This window comes from Paraburkholderia sp. J7 (assembly GCF_905220155.1).
Taxonomy (GTDB): domain Bacteria; phylum Pseudomonadota; class Gammaproteobacteria; order Burkholderiales; family Burkholderiaceae; genus Paraburkholderia.
Genome location: NZ_CAJMYZ010000004.1, coordinates 151,592 through 169,014 on the forward strand (window position 1 = coordinate 151,592; position 17,423 = coordinate 169,014).

Here is a 17,423-nt window from a genome sequence, read left to right on the forward strand (position 1 = left end):
CCCGAAGGCGTGCGCGGCGCTTGCCAGGATGCGCAGGAGGCCCGGCTTGCTGGCCTGAGCCTCAGGTCATACGGCTTTTCGCAAGCGGCGGATTGGCCGCGAAATAGCGCTTGATGCCCTTGAGAATCGCGTTCGCCATCTTGTCGCGATAGGCGTCGTCGTTGAGCCTCGACTCTTCTTCCGGATTGCTGATGAAGGCCGTCTCCACGAGGATCGACGGAATGTCGGGCGCCTTGAGCACCGCGAAGCCCGCCTGCTCGACCGAGCCCTTGTGCAGCTTGTTGATCTCGCCGACCTCGTCGAGCACGAAGCCGCCGTAACGCAGCGAGTCGCGGATCTGCGCCGTCGTCGACATGTCGAAGAGCGCGCGGTTCACGGCGGCGTCGGCTGTTTGCACGCTGATGCCGCCGATCTGGTCCGACGAGTTCTCCTTGTTCGCCATCCAGCGCGCCGCGGCGCTCGTCGCGCCGTGCTCCGAGAGCGCGAACACCGATGAGCCGCGCGCCGCAGGCGTCGTGAATGCGTCGGCATGAATCGAGACGAAAAGGTCCGCGCCCACGCGGCGCGCCTTCTGCACGCGCACGTTCAGCGGCACGAAGAAGTCGGCGTCGCGCGTCATCATCGCGCGCATGTTGGGCTGGGCGTCGATCTTCGCGCGCAGCTTCTTCGCGATGTCGAGCGCCACGTGCTTTTCGTAGGTGCCCGCGCTGCCAATCGCGCCGGGGTCTTCGCCGCCGTGGCCCGGATCGATCGCGACGGTCAACAGGCGCGTGGTGCCGCCCTTGGTGGACTTCGGCGCGGTGAAGCCGTAGTTGTCGTCGGCGCTGGCGCTGTCGTCGTTGTTGTTGCGCTGGGCGACAACGGGCGGCTTCGGCACGGCAGGCTTGCCTGCACGCGGTACAACGGTGGCAGGCGGGACCGGCGGCGCGGGACGCGGCGCGCCCGGCGAGGCGCCCGAGTCGTTCTGCGCGTAGCGCTCGAAAAACGCGTCGCTGTTGTCGCGCGCGGGCGGTGCGCTGATTCCCGCATTGGGACCCGCGAGTGTGGAGGGCGGCGCGCTGTCCTTCATCGCCTGGTGCGCGTCGAGCTGCTGCTGCTTGCGCTCGGTCTGGGCCAGCAGGTCCATGAGCGGGTCGGGCGCGACCGCCGGATAGAGGTCGAACACGAGCCGGTACTTGTACGAGCCCACCGGCTGCAGCGCGAACACCTGCGGCTTCACCGACCCCTTGAGGTCGAACACCATGCGCACGACGTGCGGCTGGTACTGGCCCACGCGCACGGCCTGGATCTGCGGATCGTTCGGCGTGATCTTGGAGACGAGGTTCTTGAGCGCGTCGTCGAGATCGAGCCCGGTGAGGTCGACGACGAGACGATCGGGGCCTTGCAGCAATTGCTGTGTGTTCTGCAGCGGCTGGTCCGATTCGATCGTGACGCGCGTGTAGTCGCGCGCGGGCCACACACGCACGCCAACGACCGAAGTCGCCCACGCAAGACGCGGCACGGCAAGGCCGAGCACGAGCGTGGAGGCGCCCGCTTTCAGAATCTGCCGGCGTCGCCAGTTGTGCGTGGCGGTGGCGGCCGATTCGATCGAGCGGAACGGTTTGATTAACATCTTTCTAGACATGCCTTTCCTGATGCGCTGTATGCGTACGCGGTGAGCACGCGGCCTTCGCCGCTTGCATCGGGCTCGAGCGAAAACACGAGATCGGGTACGCCAAGCAGGCCGCCCGCGCGTTGCGGCCATTCGACGAGACACACCGCACCTTGCGCGAAATATTCGCGAAAGCCCGAGTCGGCCCATTCGGCCGGATCGCTGAAACGGTACAGATCGAAGTGATAGAGCTGGAGTTCCCCATTCGGCGTGGCGACCGCGTACGGTTCGACGAGCGTGTAGGTGGGGCTGCGCACACGGCCCGTGTGGCCGAGCGCGCGCAACGTGGCGCGCACGAGCGAGGTCTTGCCCGCGCCGAGGTCGCCGTGCAGCTGCACGTGCAGGCCGTGAAAGGGCGGTGCGTTGGGATCTTGCGCGCCGCTTTGCACATCGCTTTGTGCAGCATTTGCGCGCAACGAATCGAGCGCATGCGCAAAGCGTGCGCCAAAGGCGTCGGTGGCGTCGGCATCGGCGAGATCGAAACGGCGCTCGAGGAGAACGTCGGCGGAGGGATCAAGCGAAAACGGCGCGTGGTCGTGACCGGGCGTGTCGGGCATTCTCGTAAAATGACGTAATGAACCCCACGCATTCCCCTTCCAACTCCGCGCAGGATGCGCGCGCGTCTTCGGAGGCGCTCGACCCAACGTCCGCTCAGGCATGTGCTCAGGCACAGGCGGCGCGAGATTTGTCTGCGCCGGCCGGCGAGCCGGCCACGCTGCTCGATGAGGCGGCGCTCGCCGCGCTCGCGGCGCGCATCCGGACGTGGGGGCGCGAGCTGGGGTTCGGTGCGATCGGTATCAGTGACACCGACCTTTCCCATGCCGAGGCGGGCCTCGCCGCGTGGCTCGAAGCAGGCTGCCACGGCGAGATGGATTATATGGCCAAACATGGGATGAAACGCGCGCGGCCAGCCGACCTTGTGGCCGGCACGCGACGCGTGATCACCGCACGCATGGCCTATTTGCCCCTCGATACGCTCGCGCCGAATGCGGCGGGAAAGACGCGCGAAAGTGCTCCGCAAGGCAGCTCGCATCGCAGCGAGGACGCTGGCGCCCAAGTTGGCACGAACGTTGCCCACGAGAGCATTCACGCCGACTGGCGCCTGCGCGAGCACGCGCGGCTCGCCGACCCGCATGCCGCCGTCGTGTCGATCTACGCACGCGGGCGCGACTATCACAAGGTGTTGCGCGCGCGGCTGCAGCAGCTTGCCGAACGCATCGAGGCCGAGATCGGCCCGTTCGGTTTTCGCGTGTTTACCGACTCCGCGCCCGTGCTCGAAGTCGAACTCGCGCAGAAGGCCGGCGTGGGCTGGCGCGGCAAGCACACGCTGCTCCTGCAGCGCGACGCGGGCTCGCTCTTCTTTCTCGGCGAGATCTACGTGGACGTGCCGCTGCCCACCGACGCCGATGCACACGAACACGGCGCGGCCAGCGTCGCACCCGAAACGCCGGGCGCGCATTGCGGCAGTTGCACGCGCTGCATCGACGCGTGCCCGACGGGTGCGATCACCGGGCCGTATCGTGTGGATGCGCGCCGCTGCATCTCCTATCTGACGATCGAATTGAAGGGCAGCATTCCCCTGGAACTGCGCGAGCTGATCGGCAATCGTGTGTATGGCTGCGACGACTGCCAGCTCGTGTGCCCATGGAACAAGTTCGCGCAGGCCGCGCCCGTCGCGGATTTCGACGTGCGTCATGGGCTCGATCGAGCGAGTCTCGTCGATCTGTTCGCATGGAGCGCGGCGCAGTTCGACGAACGCATGCAGGGCAGCGCGATACGGCGCATCGGCTATGAAAGCTGGTCGCGCAATCTCGCGGTGGCGATGGGCAATGCGCTGCGCGCGCCGCAGCATGAAGGCGCGGATAGCGAGCGCGACGCCGCGCGCGCCGCGATCGTGAAGGCGCTGCGCGAGCGCGAGCACGACGAGTCGGCAATCGTGCGCGAGCATGTGCTTTGGGCGCTGGAGGCAGCGTGATGGGAGCGGAAACGGCAGAGGCTGACATGGACATGACATTGAACGACGGCGCACTGGAAATCGCGCGCCCATCGCGGCACCATGGCGTGCAACGCTCGCGCACGGCTTTGCAGGGGATCCGAGTCAGCGCTGAAGCGCTAACTCCGAATCGACAGGAGACGACGATGTTCAACGCAGTGATCGACGCGCCATTCGGCAAGGTCGGCATCCGAACCGTCGGGCCGGCGCTGCGCGAGATCGTCTATCTGCCGGGTCACACGGCAAGCGTCGAGCCCGATTGCGAACTCGCCGCGCGCGCGGCCGAACAGATCGCGCAGTATTTCGAAAACGCCGACGCCGGCTTCGACCTCCCGCTCGCCCCGCTTGGCACCGAATTCCAGCGGCGGGTGTGGGATGGCATCTGCGCAATCGAGGCAGGCGAAGTCCTCACCTACGGCGAACTCGCGAAGCGCATTGGCGGCCTCAGCCCGCGCGCGGTGGGTCAGGCGTGCGGCGACAATCCGTTTCCGCTCGTGATTCCGTGTCATCGCGTGGTGTCGGCGAGCGGTCTCGGCGGTTTCGCGCATCACGGCGGCGAAGGCTTCTTTCGCGACGTGAAGCGCTGGCTGCTCGCTCACGAATGCACGTCGAACCGATTTCAACTGCGCTAAAACGATGACGATGACGACGAATCCGCCGCCGCTTGCCGTAAGCGATGCCGCCGACGAAGCGGAACACGCGCTCGACCCCGCCGCGGCCGAAGCGCTTGCCAGGAGCCTCACGGCCATCGACACGTTTTGCGACGCCATGTGGCTCGAACACGGCCTCTCGCGCAACACGCTCGACGCCTACCGGCGCGATTTGCGCCTCTTCGCACAGTGGCTCGCGCGCGAGCGCTCCAACGCGCTCGACACGACCCACGAAGACGATTTGCTCGCCTACAGCGCGCGCCGCAAGGACGATAAATCGACTTCGGCGAACCGGCGCCTTTCGGTGTTTCGCCGCTACTACGGCTGGGCGCTGCGCGAGCAGCGCGTGCACTCGGACCCGACCGTGCGCATCCGCTCGGCGAAGCAGGCGCCGCGCTTTCCGTCCACGTTGAGCGAGGCGCAGGTCGAAGCGCTGCTCGGCGCCCCCGACGTCGAGACGCCGCTTGGCCTGCGCGATCGCACGATGCTCGAGCTGATGTACGCGAGCGGCCTGCGCGTGACCGAACTCGTCACGCTCAAGACCGTCGAGGTGGGCATGAACGAAGGCGTGGTGCGCGTGCTCGGCAAGGGCTCCAAGGAGCGGCTCATTCCGTTCGGCGAAGAGGCGCACGCGTGGATCGAGCGCTACCTGCGCGAGGCGCGGCCGGTGCTGCTCGGCGCGCGCACGACCGACGCGCTCTTCGTGACCGCGCGCGCCGAAGGCATGACGCGCCAGCAGTTCTGGCACATCATCAAGCGCCACGCGGCGGCGGCGGGCGTGCATGCGCCGCTCTCGCCGCACACGATGCGCCACGCGTTCGCCACGCACCTGCTCAATCACGGCGCGGACTTGCGGGTCGTGCAGCTTCTGCTCGGCCACAGCGACATTTCCACTACGCAAATTTATACGCACGTGGCGCGCGAGCGGCTGCGTCTCTTGCACGCGAAGCATCATCCGCGCGGGTGAAACTGGCAAACGCAGTAGCGCGGCCAGCGCGAGTCCACCGATTACAATGCGCCGATGAGCAAAACGAAACATGTGTCCGAAACGCCTGCCACGCAGATGCTGCGCCGCGCGGGCGTCGCGTTCGGCGAGCATCCCTACGAGTATGTTGAGCATGGCGGCACGGAAGAGTCCGCGCGCCAGCTCGGCGTGGACGAGCATCGCGTCGTCAAGACGCTCGTGATGGAGGACGAGCACGCGAAGCCGCTCATCGTCCTCATGCACGGCGACCGCAAGGTGTCGACGAAGAATCTCGCGCGGCAGATTGGCGCGAAGCGTATCGAGCCGTGCAAGCCCGAAGTCGCGAACCGTCATTCGGGCTATCTGGTGGGCGGTACCTCGCCCTTCGGCACGAAGAAAGCCATGCCCGTGTACGTCGAATCGACCATACTCGAACTCGACGAGATCTGGCTCAACGGCGGCCGGCGCGGTTATCTCGTGAGCCTCGCTCCCGCGGTGCTCACGACGCTCCTGAACGCGAAGCCGGTGCAGTGCGCAAGCGTCGACTAACGCGCGGCGTTCGCTTACCGTCTTCCCGCCGGTTCCCGTTGCTTCCCTGATTTACCCTGGTTTGGGCGCGGTTGTTCCGTTTGCGCGGGCAGGGCGTGCCCGCGCTTCGGTAGAATGAGCGCCGTCGCGCGTTGCCGGGCGGTGACGATCATCACTTCGGCCCGGCGCGCATCGTTCCACTTCCTCCGGGTTTCGTGCATGTACAACCTGTTCGTCGCCGTTCTTGCCTATCTGATCGGCTCGGTTTCGTTTGCCGTGATCGTGAGCGCCTTCATGGGCCTCGACGATCCCCGCTCCTACGGCTCCGGCAATCCCGGCGCGACCAACGTGCTGCGCAGCGGCAACAAGAAGGCCGCGATCCTCACGCTGATCGGCGACGCGTTCAAGGGCTGGCTGGCCGTCTGGCTCGTCGTACGCTTCGGCCCGGGCTACGGTCTCGGCGACACAGCCGTCGCGCTCGCCGCGATCGCCGTGTTCCTCGGCCACCTGTACCCGGTGTTCTTCCGCTTCAAGGGCGGCAAGGGCGTCGCCACCGCGGCCGGCGTGCTGCTCGCCGTGAATCCGATCCTCGGCGTCGCCACGCTCGCCACCTGGCTCATCGTCGCGTTCTTCACGCGCTATTCGTCGCTCGCGGCGTTGGCGGCCGCCGTGTTCGCGCCGCTTTACTACGTGTTCATGTTCGGCCCGCGCATTGTCGCGCTCGCCATCCTCGCCATGAGCGTGCTGCTGTTCTGGCGGCATCGCGCGAACATCTCCAAGCTCATCGCGGGCAAGGAGAGCCGCATCGGCGAGAAGAAGGCTGCCGGCGCCGGCAAGTAGTCGGCTACTATCTATTTGTCTGATAATTTCGCTTATCCTCCGCCAACTTCTGACAAATAGGCGATTCAAGGCGCATCTTCCACCGTTGCGCCCTCAAGAATGCCGTGTGGTTTGCCGTAATCCCCGATAGGTCCAGATCAGGTATGACGGCTTTCCCCTTTCTTCCCCACACGGCATTCCCTCCCGATGTTTTCCACTATTCGCGCGCGCATCGTCGCGCTATGCGTTGTAATCGTCGTGTCCGCGCTTGCCGCGAATACGGCGCTCAACTATTTCGTCGCTAACTCGCACAACCGGGATTCGATCGACAGCACGCTCACGGCGCTCGAGGAGAGCCACGCGCAAGGCGTTGCCGACTGGGTCGCGACGCACGTGCGGATGATCGACTCGCTGCAGGACGCCGTGCTCGCGCCGGACCCCGTGCCGGCGCTCAAGCAGATCGCGGCGGCGGGCGGCTTCACCAATGTCTACGTGGGCTACGCCGACCGCACGGCGAAATTTTCCGACGCGACCGGCATCCCGCCCGACTATGACCCGACCGGGCGCCCCTGGTACAAGCAGGCCGTCGCGGCGGGCAAGGCCGTGGTCACGCCGCCTTACGTGGATGTGGGCACGGGCAAGCTCGTGGTGGCGTTCGCCGAGCCCGTGATTCGCGACGGCGCGGTGAAGGGCGTGATTTCCGGCGACGTGGCGATGGACAGCGTGATCGACAACGTCCGCTCGATTCACCCCACGCCGGCGAGCTTCGGCATGCTGGTCGACGCGAGCGGCGCGATCGTTGCGCACCCCGACCCGAAGCTCACGCTCAAGCCCGTCTCGGAACTCGCGCCTGATCTGGCAGGCGATCGCCTGAACGCGTTGTTCACGGCCACCGCGCCGTTGAAGGTGGACGTGAACGGCGACATCAAGCTGATGCGCGCGCGAACGATTCCGGGCACCGACTGGCGCGTGATCGTCGCCTTCGACCGCGCCGATGCGACGGCGGCCATGCGCTCGCTTCTCACGGCCTCGCTCATCGCGCTCGTCGTCGTTGCGCTGGCCGCTGCGGCGATCGTGGCGGCGGCGACAGCGGTGTCGTTCCAGCGCCTCTCGCGCGTGCGCGACGCGATGGACGCGATCAGCGCTGGCGAAGGCGATCTCACGAAGCGCCTGCCCGCCGCGGGCAACGACGAAGTGGCGCAGATCGCGCGTTCGTTCAACGCGTTCATGGACAAGCTGCGCGACGTGATGCGCCACATCCGCGACGCGAGCGAATCGGTGCGTACGGCGAGCGACGAGATCGCGGCGGGCAACGTCGACCTTTCGGGCCGCACCGAGTCGGCAGCGGCGAGTCTCGAAGAGACGGCGGCGTCGATGGAGGAAATCACGGCGACGGTCGCGCAGTCGGCGAACGCGGCGCAACAGGCCGACGTGACGGCGGCCACCGCTTCGCAGGCAGCTTCGCGCGGCGGCTCGGTGATCGGCGACGTGGTGCACACGATGGGCGACATCGAGAAGGCGTCCGTGAAGATCGCTGACATCATCGGCGTGATCGACGGCATTGCGTTTCAGACCAACATTCTCGCGCTGAATGCGGCGGTCGAAGCGGCGCGGGCGGGTGAGGAAGGCCGCGGTTTCGCCGTGGTGGCGGGCGAGGTGCGCAGCCTCGCGCAGCGCAGCGCGCAGGCGGCGCGCGAGATCAAGGGGCTGATCGAATCGACCGTAACCAGCGTGACTTCGGGCTCGCAGCTCGTGCGCCGCGCCGGCTCGACGATGGATGAGATCGTGGCGAATGTCTCGAACGTGACGACGATCATCTCCGAAGTCACCAACGCAACCGGCGAGCAGACGCGCGGCATCCAGGAAGTGAACCGCGCGGTGAGCCAGCTGGACGAGATGGTTCAGCAGAACGCGGCGCTCGTCGAACAGTCGACGGCTGCCGCGGCCGCGCTGCGCAGCCAGGCGGCCAGTCTCGCGGATGCGGTCGGCCAGTTCCGGCTCGACTGAGGCGCGCGAGCGCAATGCGGTGAGAGAACGGCGCTGCGGCGCCGTTTTCGCATGTTCAGCCCGCCAGTCGCCTGTCTTCGGCCGCTCAGAAACGGCCTATCCCTAACGGATGACTTTTCCACAAACGCCACGTTGATAAGCTGGGTTCACGCAAACGCCAAAGTTTGTCGTGAGGCAAAGACCGTGCGCGCGCACCTCAAATCGAGGTTTTGGAAACCCAACGTTAGGTTATTATCCGACCCATGCCCACTGTTCATCGCGTAGCGGGATATCGCGTGGCGATCTTTTCGCATGACCATCGGCCCGCCCATGTTCATGTCGCCAGTCCGCAAGGATCGTGTGTGTTCAAGCTGAATTGCCCTGAAGGTCCGCTCGAATTGCGCGAGCTTTACGAACTCGCGGAGCAGCAGGTTGCGCGCCTCACACGCGCGCTCGAGCCGGAAATCAACATGTTGTGCATGGCGTGGTGGAGGATCCATGGTTTCCATTAGCAAGAAGCAGATTGCCGCTGCGCGCGAGGCTGGCGCGCAGAGTCCGGTTGCTGTATCCGCGCGCTATAGCCGTGTGCGCGCCCGGTTCGAAATCGAGTTCGCCAACGGCGTGGCCATTGGCGTGCCCGTTGCGCTGATCCAGGAGTTGCAAAGCCTCGAGCGTGCGCCAACGGCCGCGCAACTGGCCGAGGTCGAAATTTGGGGCGGCGGTCAGTCGCTTTATTTTCCGCGGCTCGATCTTTTGCTGTGGGCGCCCGGCCTGCTGCAAGGCGTGTTTGGCACGCAGGAATGGATGCGCGAACTCGCGCGCGCAATGGGTTCGTTCACGTCGCCGGCCAAGGCCGCCGCAGCGCGCGCGAACGGGCGCAAGGGTGGCCGCCCGCGCAAGCAGCCAAGCGATCAGGCGAACGATGAACCGGACGATGAAACGGCTGATCCGGTAGAGGCTCAGGCAAGCGCTACGGCGGCGTGACGCGCCTTCATCGTCACGGCGCCGTTTTCTTACCTTGACATGCAACCACGGGGTTGCATAATCAATGCATGAACGACGACGCCGTTTTCCGCGCGCTGGCGGACGCGAGCCGCCGTCAACTGCTCGATCGCCTCCACGCGAAAAACGGGCAGACGCTGACCGATTTATGCCAGGGACTGGCCATGTCGCGCCAGGCGGTCACGAAGCATCTCGCGGTGCTGGAGGAGGCGAATCTCGTCGCGACGCAGCGCCATGGACGCGAGAAGCGGCATTTCATCAATCCGGTGCCCATCGGCGAGATTGCGGCGCGGTGGATCGGCAAGTTCGAGCGCGAGCGTGTAGGCGCGCTCGTCGGCCTCAAACGCTCACTCGAAGGAGACAGTCATGAGTAGCGAAAAGCACGCGCAAGGCGGTGCTGCTGGCGACTCGACGTTCGTCTACGTCACGTTCATCCGCACCACGCCGCAAGCGTTGTGGGCGGCGCTCACGAGCCGTGAGTTCACCGAGCGCTACTGGTTCGGCATGCATCACGAATGCGACTGGCAAACGGGCTCGCCGTGGTCGTTGCGCTTTGCCGACGGCCGTATCGCCGACTCGGGCACGGTGGTCGAGTCCGATCCGCCGCGCCGGCTCGTGCTGCGCTGGCGCAACATGTTCCTCTCCGAACTGCATGCCGAGGGCGATTCGCACTGCACGATCGACATCGAGCCCGTCGAGCACGCGGTCAAGCTCACGATTACGCACAGCATGGCGCGGCCAGGATCGATCTTCATCGAGAAGGTGTCGGGCGGCTGGCCGCGCATTCTCTCGAATCTCAAGACGCTGCTGGAAACCGGCGAGGTGCTCATGCCGCTCGTGGTGACGGCGGACTGAGCGCGGGAAAAGACGGAGAGGCGAAACGAAAACGGGGCGGCCGAAGCCGCCCCGCAATGCAATGGACTTGCCGCTTTAATGCGCTCTAATCCGCCTTAATCGCGGAAGTTGTTGAAGTCGAGCGGCGTGTCGGTCACGTCCTTGCGCAGCATGGCGATCACGCTTTGCAGGTCGTCGCGCTTGGCGCCCGTCACGCGCACGGCGTCGCCCTGAATGCTGGCCTGGACCTTGATCTTGCTGTCCTTCACGAGCCTCACGATCTTCTTCGCGAGGTCGCCCGACACACCCTTCTTCACGGTGATGACCTGCTTGACCTTGTCGCCGCCGATCTTCTCGATCTTGCCGTAGTCGAGGAAGCGCACGTCCACATTGCGCTTGGCCATTTTCGAGACCAGCACGTCCTTCACCTGGCCGAGCTTGAAGTCGTCGTCGGCGAACGCGGTCAGCTCGCGCTCTTTTTGCTCGACGCGCGAATCCGAGCCCTTGAAGTCGAAGCGCGTGGAGATCTCCTTGTTGGATTGCTCCACGGCGTTCTTTACTTCGATCATGTTGGCTTCGCTGACGACGTCAAACGATGGCATTGCTTTCTCCAAAAAGTACGAGGTGCGCAAACGGCTAGGCAAACGCGATGCAAACGACGCGCCCGCGACCCGCAGCCGCATTTTCAGGCAGCGGTTCGCGCACTCGCTATAATCACGGACCGACGCCATTCTACCGGCGCCATTGCGTTTGCCCAAGGCGGCTTGCCGCCGCCAGTTGGCGAGATCCGCGGTCATGCGCGGTGCAAGGGTGTCCGCCGGCGGCCTTTCCGGCCTTTTTCCGTCTGCTGTCCGTATTCCGCTCTCCCCAATGCCTGTCGTCCAAACGCCCGTCGCTACGTCTCCAGTGTGGTTCGCCGCCGGCTTTGCGCTGCGCGCGCACAACACGTTCGGCTTTGACGTGCGCGCGCGCTACGCGTGCCGGATCGAAAGCGAGGCCGATCTTGCCGCCGCCGTGCGCGATCCGCGCGCCCAGGGTTTGCGCACGCTCGTGCTGGGCGGCGGCAGCAACGTCGTGCTCACGCGCGACTTCGACGGCCTCGTGCTGCTCATGGCGCTGGCCGGCAAGCGCATAGCCCACGAAGACAGCCACGCCTGGTACGTGGAAGCGGCCGCGGGCGAGAACTGGCACGATTTTGTGTCGTGGACGCTCGAGGCGGGCATGCCGGGCCTCGAGAACCTGGCACTGATTCCGGGTACGGTGGGCGCGGCGCCCATCCAGAACATTGGCGCTTACGGGCTCGAGATGGCCGAGCGCTGCGTCTCGGTGCGGGCCATCGAGATGGCGACGGGACAAGCCGTGGAGTTCGATGCGGCTGCCTGCCGCTTCGGCTATCGCGACAGCTTTTTCAAGCGAGAAGGGCGCGAGCGCTTCGTCATTACTTCGGTCACGTTTCGCTTGCCGAAGATGTGGCAGCCCAACGCGGGCTATGCCGATCTCGCGCGCGAACTGGCACAGCACCACGCCGGCGAGACGCCGCATGCGCGCGCCGTGTTCGACGCCGTGGTCGCGGTGCGGCGCGCGAAGCTGCCTGACCCGCTCGAACTCGGCAATGCAGGCAGTTTCTTCAAGAACCCGGTGATCGAAGCGCAGCAGTTCGATATGCTCGTCGTGCGCGAACCGCAGATCGTCTCGTATCAGCAGGCCGACGGGCGCGTGAAGCTCGCGGCGGGCTGGATGATCGACCGGTGTGGCTGGAAGGGCCGTGCGCTGCGCGCCGCGGCCGTGCACGAGCGCCAGGCGCTCGTCCTCGTCAATCGGGGCGGCGCGACCGGCGCGGATATTCTCGAACTCGCAGAGGCGATCCAGCGCGACGTGCTCGCGCGCTTCGGCGTGGAGCTGGAGCAGGAACCCATCAGCCTGTAAGGCCTCAGGCGCCGCTTCGCAGCGCCTGCCTCACCCTCAAACCACCTTGTCCTGGGCCGCGAACACCGGCCCCTGCACGAAGCGCACGTCGTACTGCTGCAACTGCTCGAACTGCGCCGCATCGGTTACGCGGTTGAAAATGAGCGGGATGCGCAGCCGCGCTGCATAGCTCACGAGCGGCTTGACCATCGAATCGCGCAGCGCGGATGACGCATCCATCTTCACGAAATCGGGCCGCGGCACGTCCGACACCGAAAGAATCTGCCCCGCATTGGGCAGATTGCCCGCCACCTTGAACCCGTACCGCTGATAGCTCTTCGTGAGATAGCCGAGGAACGTGCGGTGCGCCACCGCCGCCGCCGGCAGTTCGATCACGATACGCCCGGGATTGAGCCCGAACGACACCAGCACGTTCGAGAAGTGCCGCCCATGGTCGTACTTCACGCTCTTCAGGAGCCGCTCGTGCACGCGCAGAAAGAGCAGCCCGTGCTGCTGGCCACCCAGAAAATTGATGGCGTGCAGCGCGCGCACCATGCGGTCGACCGCGACGAGGTCGGGATCGTCGAGCGTGTCGCTGAATGCGTCGCAGGGCGCGAGCAGGCCGTTCTGCTCGCGCAGCGTGACCGCCTGATAGCCAAGTTCGTCGCCAAAGCGCGACGCCATTGCGAGATCTGCGGTCAGCGACTGCGCCCCGCTGTGCACGCTGATGTCGTAAATCGGCTCATAGGCGCTCAATAGCTCCACGCCGCGCCGCCGCGCCACGGCCTCTTTGGCGTGCGCGCCTGTGCCCATCGCCAGGTGCTCGCCGAGAAACGGATGGTCGGCGGCGCGGGCAACGAGCTCGGGAATAGTGGGAGCGATCATGGTGATGTAGCGGGCAGCGGGTGAAAAGCGCGAGCCCGGCACGGGGTCGCATGACCCGATGTTAGCAGCCCGCAGCCGCGCCGGATGGACTGTTTGGTCATAACGTTATCGGCCGTTCATCCACGTTCTGCAGGCCACGAACGACTTCCAGGGGTTAACGCTTAATTTCACTAAACGTAATTCGTTTTACCATCCGTAAATCGCGTGACCTGATGTCACGGCCCGAGAACGTGGAGAGACAGCAATGAACGCACCCCTGCGGCACCCAACCGAAGTCCAGCACGGTTACATGAGCGGCTTTGCCAACGAGTTCGCGACCGAGGCGCTGGCGGGCGCGCTGCCCGAAGGCCAGAACTCGCCGCAGCGCTGTGCTTATGGTCTGTATGCCGAGCAGCTTTCGGGCACCGCGTTCACCGCGCCACGCTCGCACAACCGCCGCACGTGGTTCTACCGGATCCGTCCGGGCGCCGTGCACCAGCCGTTTGCGCCGGTCACCGCGCGCCTGAACGTGAACGGTGCACCGCGCCTTGTCGCCGATTTCGGCGAGGTGCCGCCCACGCCGCCCAACCAGCTGCGCTGGGACGCGCTGCCCATGCCCACGGAGCCCACCGATTTCATCGACGGCTGGGTGACGATGTCGGGCAACGGCTCGGCGGCCTCGATGTGCGGCTGCGCCATCCACCTGTACGCGGCGAACCGGCCGATGGTGGACCGGTTTTTCTACAACACCGACGGCGAGTTGCTGATCGTCCCGCAGCAAGGGCGCCTTGCGATTCGCACGGAAATGGGCCGCCTCGACGTCGAGCCGTTCGAGATCGTCGTGATTCCGCGCGGCGTGCGCTTCACGGTGGATTTGCCCGATGGCGAAGCGCGCGGCTATATCTGCGAGAACTTTGGCGCGCTGTTGCGTCTGCCGGATCTCGGCGTGATCGGCTCGAATGGGCTGGCGAATCCGCGCGACTTCCTCACGCCCGTCGCCGCGTATGAAGACCGCGAAGGCGAGTTCGAACTCGTTACGAAACTCAACGGCCAGCTCTGGCGTGCCGACATTGGCCATTCGCCGCTCGACGTGGTGGCATGGCACGGCAACTACGCGCCCTACAAGTACGACCTGCGCCGCTTCAACACCATCGGTTCGATCAGCTACGACCATCCCGACCCGTCGATCTTCCTTGTGCTGCACGCGCCCACGGACACGCCGGGCGTCGACTCGATCGACTTCGTGATCTTCCCGCCGCGCTGGCTCGCGGCCGAGAACACGTTCCGCCCGCCCTGGTATCACCGCAACGTGGCGAGCGAGTTCATGGGCCTCGTGCACGGCGTGTACGACGCCAAGGCCGAAGGGTTCGTTCCGGGCGGCGCGAGCCTGCACAACTGCATGTCGGGTCATGGCCCGGATGCCGAGACCTTCGAAAAAGCCTCGAACGCCGATACGACCAAGCCGCACAAGGTCGGCGACACGATGGCCTTCATGTTCGAAACCCGCACGCTGATTCGCCCGACGCGCTATGCGCTGGAAACGAGCCAGCTGCAGGCGCATTACTACGAGTGCTGGCAAGGCCTCACGAAACACTTCAATCCGGAGCAGCAATGAACAGCACCATGACGGACGACCTCAAGGCGACGCTCGACGCGAAGCGCAAGAGCTGGGTCGAGAGCGCGAACGACGCGCAGTGCGATTTCCCGATCCAGAACCTGCCGTTCGGCGTGTTCAGCACGACGGGCAATGGAGAGGCGCGCGTGGGCGTGGCGATCGGCGACCTCGTGGCCGATCTTGCGGTGCTGCACGAAACCGGGCTGCTGCGCTTGCCCGCGAGCGCGCCGCAGGACGTGTTTGCCCGTCCCGCGTTGAATGACTTCATCGCGCTTGGCCGCGACGTGTGGCGCAGCGTGCGCGTGCAGCTTTCGTCGCTGCTCGCGCTTGACACGGCCACGCTGCGCGACGATGCCGCGTTGCGTGAGCGCGCCTTCGTGAAGCTCGCCGACGCGAAGCTGCATCTGCCCGTGCAGATTCCCGGCTACACCGACTTCTATTCGTCGAAGGAACACGCGACGAACGTCGGCTCGATGTTTCGCGATCCGAAGAATGCGCTGTTGCCGAACTGGTCGGAGATGCCGATCGGCTATAACGGCCGCGCGTCGTCGGTGGTGGTGAGCGGCACGCCGGTGCGCCGCCCGAACGGTCAGTTGAAGCTGCCCGATCAGGAGCGTCCGGTGTTCGGCGCGTGCCGCAAGCTCGATATCGAACTGGAAACGGGCTTCATCGTCGGGCGCGGCAATGCGCTCGGCGAGCCGATCGCCTGTGAAGATGCCGAGGACCACATCTTCGGCATGGTGCTGCTCAACGACTGGAGCGCGCGCGACATCCAGCAATGGGAATACGTGCCGCTCGGACCGTTCAACGCGAAGACCTTCGCTTCGACGATTTCGCCGTGGGTCGTCACGCTCGATGCGCTGGAGCCGTTTCGCGTCGCGCAGCCGGTGCAGGAGCCGCAACCGCTCGAATACCTGCGTCACGAAGGCGACCATGCGTTCGATATTTCGCTCGAAGTGCTGATGCGTCCTGAGGGCGCTCAAGAGGCCACGACTATCGCGCGCACGAATTTCCGCCACATGTACTGGTCGATGGCGCAGCAGCTCGCGCATCACACCGTGGCCGGCTGCAACACGCGCGTGGGCGACCTGATGGGTTCGGGCACGATCTCGGGCCCCACGCCCGACTCGTTCGGCAGCCTGCTCGAACTGACGTGGAACGCGAAGAACCCGCTCGAACTGAAGAGCGGCGGCACGCGCGGCTTCATCGAAGACGGCGACGAACTCACGCTCGCGGGCTGGTGCCAGGGCGATGGCTATCGCGTGGGCTTTGGCGCCTGCGTTGGCAAGATCCTGCCGGCGTTGAAGTAACGGCGCATGCGTCTGAAAATCTGAAAAGCAAAACGGCCGGTGCACTTCGAAAGCGCATCGGCCGTTTTTTTCGCGTGTGCTCGCGCTATGCCCGCGCTTGCGCGAGCCCCCGCGAGCGTTCCCAACGCAGCGCGCCGAGAAACACCAGCGCGCCCGCGAACAGTACCCACAGCATCGCGTCGCGGCCCGCATGCTCCATCAGCGCGCCGGTGATAATCGGGCCGCCGAAGCTCGCCGCGCTCCACGCGGCACTCACGAGCGCACTCGCGGAAACGAGCGCGACGCCCTCGAAGCGCTCGCCGCACGCAACGATAGCCAGCGTGTAAATGGAGCCCGCCGCCGCGCCCAGCACGAAGAGGAGCGGCCAGCGCAGCCAGGGCGTATCGACCACGAAGGGCAGGAGCGGCAGCAGCGCCGCGACGATCAGGCCCATGAGCGCATGCACGCGCTCGCGGCCTAGCCGGTCGGCGAGCCAGCCGATCGGGAACTGCATGATCGTGTCGCCGAGCAGCACGACCGAGGCGAACAGCACGGCCATTTCGCTGTTGATGCCGTGGCCCATCGCGAAGAGCGGCAAGAGCGACAGCGCGAGCGTGTCGAACAGCGCGAAAAAGCCCGTGGCGATGATGAGCGCGGGCATTTTCGGCATCACGTGGCGCCAGCTTCCGTGCGGCTCGTGCATGTCGGTTTGCTGCGGGTTCGAGCGAATTGCCGCGAGCATCGGCAGCGCGATGAGAAAGAGCGCGCCGCAGATCGCGAAGCGCCACGCCGTGTACGCCGCGATCTGGCTCACGAGCACCGGGCCCGACATCTGGAACAGCGTGAACGTGGTCGCGTAAATGCCCACCACGCGGCCGCGGTTCGAGTCGTCGGCGAGTTCGTTGACCCAGGCCTCGCCGATCGTGAAGAGCAGCATGAGCGCCGCGCCGCACAGCATGCGCAGCACGGCCCAGAGCCACAGGTTGGCGCTTGTCTGCATGAGCGCAGTCGCAATGGCCACGGTCAGCACCGAGCCGACGATCACCTGGCGCGAGCCGAAGCGCGTGGAGATCCATGCCGTGACCGGCACGACGGCGAGGCCGCCCAGCGCCTGGGCGGCCGTGAGCAGGCCGACGATGGCGGTGCCGTAGCCGGCGTCGGTGAGGGCGAGGGCGGTGAGCGGGAGGGTCGCGCCGGAGCCTAAGCCAACCACGGCTACGCTCAGGATCAGCGCGAGAAAGTCGCGGGTGAGGACGGTTTTCATCGGGCGAGATTGGGGCCTGCTCGCGCTAATAACAGGCTTGCGAACGTGCCTTTGCGGCC

18 protein-coding genes are annotated in these 17,423 nt (G+C 65.8%); 13 read left to right on the forward strand and 5 right to left on the reverse strand.

Translation table 11 applies throughout. The annotated features are described in order from the left end of the window. Window positions 1-61: 61 nt before the first annotated feature. Both U5A58_RS08190 and tsaE read right to left on the reverse strand, forming a co-directional pair. Window positions 62-1,624: an N-acetylmuramoyl-L-alanine amidase gene (locus tag U5A58_RS08190; RefSeq protein WP_321961056.1), complete on the reverse strand. Its 1,563-nt coding sequence runs from the start codon at window positions 1,622-1,624 to the stop codon at window positions 62-64. Beyond that, on the reverse strand, window positions 1,606-2,208 hold the full coding sequence (gene tsaE, locus U5A58_RS08195; RefSeq protein ID WP_321961057.1) for a tRNA (adenosine(37)-N6)-threonylcarbamoyltransferase complex ATPase subunit type 1 TsaE: 603 nt from the start codon (window positions 2,206-2,208) through the stop codon (window positions 1,606-1,608). Before tsaE ends, U5A58_RS08190 begins: the two co-directional genes overlap by 19 nt. 17 nt (window positions 2,209-2,225) lie before the next feature. Between tsaE and queG the strand changes: the two genes are divergently transcribed. The 10 genes from queG (at window position 2,226) to U5A58_RS08245 (ending at window position 10,448) form a co-directional block, all read left to right on the forward strand. After that, entirely contained in the window at window positions 2,226-3,626 is a 1,401-nt protein-coding gene (gene queG / locus U5A58_RS08200) for a tRNA epoxyqueuosine(34) reductase QueG (protein WP_415774191.1), read from the forward strand. Window positions 3,627-3,790: 164 nt separating this feature from the next. Continuing rightward, entirely contained in the window at window positions 3,791-4,276 is a 486-nt protein-coding gene (locus tag U5A58_RS08205) for a methylated-DNA--[protein]-cysteine S-methyltransferase (RefSeq protein WP_321913084.1), read from the forward strand. A gap of 4 nt (window positions 4,277-4,280) precedes the next feature. Continuing rightward, window positions 4,281-5,261: a site-specific tyrosine recombinase XerD gene (xerD, locus tag U5A58_RS08210; RefSeq protein ID WP_415774192.1), complete on the forward strand. Its 981-nt coding sequence runs from the start codon at window positions 4,281-4,283 to the stop codon at window positions 5,259-5,261. A gap of 54 nt (window positions 5,262-5,315) precedes the next feature. Further along, entirely contained in the window at window positions 5,316-5,807 is a 492-nt protein-coding gene (gene ybaK, locus U5A58_RS08215; RefSeq protein ID WP_321961060.1) for a Cys-tRNA(Pro) deacylase, read from the forward strand. 198 nt (window positions 5,808-6,005) lie between these two features. Beyond that, window positions 6,006-6,626 (forward strand): glycerol-3-phosphate 1-O-acyltransferase PlsY, encoded by a 621-nt coding sequence (gene plsY / locus U5A58_RS08220; RefSeq protein ID WP_158757058.1) that lies wholly within the window; start codon window positions 6,006-6,008, stop codon window positions 6,624-6,626. A gap of 186 nt (window positions 6,627-6,812) precedes the next feature. Beyond that, complete coding sequence (locus U5A58_RS08225) at window positions 6,813-8,612, forward strand: methyl-accepting chemotaxis protein (RefSeq protein ID WP_321961061.1); 1,800 nt, start codon at window positions 6,813-6,815, stop codon at window positions 8,610-8,612. A 242-nt stretch (window positions 8,613-8,854) separates the two neighbouring features. Continuing rightward, window positions 8,855-9,103 (forward strand): DUF4160 domain-containing protein, encoded by a 249-nt coding sequence (locus U5A58_RS08230; RefSeq protein WP_321913080.1) that lies wholly within the window; start codon window positions 8,855-8,857, stop codon window positions 9,101-9,103. Next, complete coding sequence (locus tag U5A58_RS08235) at window positions 9,090-9,575, forward strand: DUF2442 domain-containing protein (protein WP_321961062.1); 486 nt, start codon at window positions 9,090-9,092, stop codon at window positions 9,573-9,575. Before U5A58_RS08230 ends, U5A58_RS08235 begins: the two co-directional genes overlap by 14 nt. A 68-nt stretch (window positions 9,576-9,643) precedes the next feature. Then, the gene (locus U5A58_RS08240; protein WP_321934230.1) at window positions 9,644-9,967 is read left to right on the forward strand and encodes a metalloregulator ArsR/SmtB family transcription factor; all 324 of its coding nucleotides are present in this window, start codon (window positions 9,644-9,646) and stop codon (window positions 9,965-9,967) included. Then, complete coding sequence (locus U5A58_RS08245; RefSeq protein WP_321961063.1) at window positions 9,960-10,448, forward strand: SRPBCC family protein; 489 nt, start codon at window positions 9,960-9,962, stop codon at window positions 10,446-10,448. Before U5A58_RS08240 ends, U5A58_RS08245 begins: the two co-directional genes overlap by 8 nt. A gap of 95 nt (window positions 10,449-10,543) precedes the next feature. On the opposite strand, the gene U5A58_RS08250 is transcribed toward U5A58_RS08245, so the two are convergent. Then, window positions 10,544-11,029, reverse strand: a complete 486-nt coding sequence (locus tag U5A58_RS08250) for a YajQ family cyclic di-GMP-binding protein (protein ID WP_028209548.1) — start codon at window positions 11,027-11,029, stop codon at window positions 10,544-10,546. 268 nt (window positions 11,030-11,297) lie between these two features. Here U5A58_RS08250 and murB point away from each other — a divergent pair, with 268 nt between their 5' ends. After that, a complete protein-coding gene (murB, locus tag U5A58_RS08255) occupies window positions 11,298-12,353 on the forward strand; it encodes a UDP-N-acetylmuramate dehydrogenase (protein ID WP_321961064.1) in 1,056 nt (351 codons plus the stop codon). Between the two features lie 36 nt (window positions 12,354-12,389). Here murB and U5A58_RS08260 read toward each other — a convergent pair whose 3' ends face one another. After that, complete coding sequence (locus U5A58_RS08260) at window positions 12,390-13,217, reverse strand: EAL domain-containing protein (protein ID WP_321913075.1); 828 nt, start codon at window positions 13,215-13,217, stop codon at window positions 12,390-12,392. Between the two features lie 244 nt (window positions 13,218-13,461). Here U5A58_RS08260 and hmgA point away from each other — a divergent pair, with 244 nt between their 5' ends. Continuing rightward, a complete protein-coding gene (gene hmgA / locus U5A58_RS08265) occupies window positions 13,462-14,811 on the forward strand; it encodes a homogentisate 1,2-dioxygenase (protein ID WP_321961065.1) in 1,350 nt (449 codons plus the stop codon). Next, the gene (gene fahA, locus U5A58_RS08270; protein WP_321961066.1) at window positions 14,808-16,121 is read left to right on the forward strand and encodes a fumarylacetoacetase; all 1,314 of its coding nucleotides are present in this window, start codon (window positions 14,808-14,810) and stop codon (window positions 16,119-16,121) included. Before hmgA ends, fahA begins: the two co-directional genes overlap by 4 nt. Before the next feature lie 85 nt (window positions 16,122-16,206). On the opposite strand, the gene U5A58_RS08275 is transcribed toward fahA, so the two are convergent. Next, a complete protein-coding gene (locus U5A58_RS08275) occupies window positions 16,207-17,364 on the reverse strand; it encodes an MFS transporter (RefSeq protein ID WP_321961067.1) in 1,158 nt (385 codons plus the stop codon). Window positions 17,365-17,423: the final 59 nt, after the last annotated feature.

Bases quoted from the DNA above. Each gene is read 5' to 3' on its own strand.
- U5A58_RS08190 (WP_321961056.1), bottom strand. From the start codon at position 1,624: ATGTCTAGAAAGATGTTAATCAAACCGTTCCGCTCGATCGAATCGGCC.
- tsaE (WP_321961057.1), bottom strand. From the start codon at position 2,208: ATGCCCGACACGCCCGGTCACGACCACGCGCCGTTTTCGCTTGATCCC.
- queG (WP_415774191.1), top strand. From the start codon at position 2,226: ATGAACCCCACGCATTCCCCTTCCAACTCCGCGCAGGATGCGCGCGCG.
- U5A58_RS08205 (WP_321913084.1), top strand. From the start codon at position 3,791: ATGTTCAACGCAGTGATCGACGCGCCATTCGGCAAGGTCGGCATCCGA.
- xerD (WP_415774192.1), top strand. From the start codon at position 4,281: ATGACGATGACGACGAATCCGCCGCCGCTTGCCGTAAGCGATGCCGCC.
- ybaK (WP_321961060.1), top strand. From the start codon at position 5,316: ATGAGCAAAACGAAACATGTGTCCGAAACGCCTGCCACGCAGATGCTG.
- plsY (WP_158757058.1), top strand. From the start codon at position 6,006: ATGTACAACCTGTTCGTCGCCGTTCTTGCCTATCTGATCGGCTCGGTT.
- U5A58_RS08225 (WP_321961061.1), top strand. From the start codon at position 6,813: ATGTTTTCCACTATTCGCGCGCGCATCGTCGCGCTATGCGTTGTAATC.
- U5A58_RS08230 (WP_321913080.1), top strand. From the start codon at position 8,855: ATGCCCACTGTTCATCGCGTAGCGGGATATCGCGTGGCGATCTTTTCG.
- U5A58_RS08235 (WP_321961062.1), top strand. From the start codon at position 9,090: ATGGTTTCCATTAGCAAGAAGCAGATTGCCGCTGCGCGCGAGGCTGGC.
- U5A58_RS08240 (WP_321934230.1), top strand. From the start codon at position 9,644: ATGAACGACGACGCCGTTTTCCGCGCGCTGGCGGACGCGAGCCGCCGT.
- U5A58_RS08245 (WP_321961063.1), top strand. From the start codon at position 9,960: ATGAGTAGCGAAAAGCACGCGCAAGGCGGTGCTGCTGGCGACTCGACG.
- U5A58_RS08250 (WP_028209548.1), bottom strand. From the start codon at position 11,029: ATGCCATCGTTTGACGTCGTCAGCGAAGCCAACATGATCGAAGTAAAG.
- murB (WP_321961064.1), top strand. From the start codon at position 11,298: ATGCCTGTCGTCCAAACGCCCGTCGCTACGTCTCCAGTGTGGTTCGCC.
- U5A58_RS08260 (WP_321913075.1), bottom strand. From the start codon at position 13,217: ATGATCGCTCCCACTATTCCCGAGCTCGTTGCCCGCGCCGCCGACCAT.
- hmgA (WP_321961065.1), top strand. From the start codon at position 13,462: ATGAACGCACCCCTGCGGCACCCAACCGAAGTCCAGCACGGTTACATG.
- fahA (WP_321961066.1), top strand. From the start codon at position 14,808: ATGAACAGCACCATGACGGACGACCTCAAGGCGACGCTCGACGCGAAG.
- U5A58_RS08275 (WP_321961067.1), bottom strand. From the start codon at position 17,364: ATGAAAACCGTCCTCACCCGCGACTTTCTCGCGCTGATCCTGAGCGTA.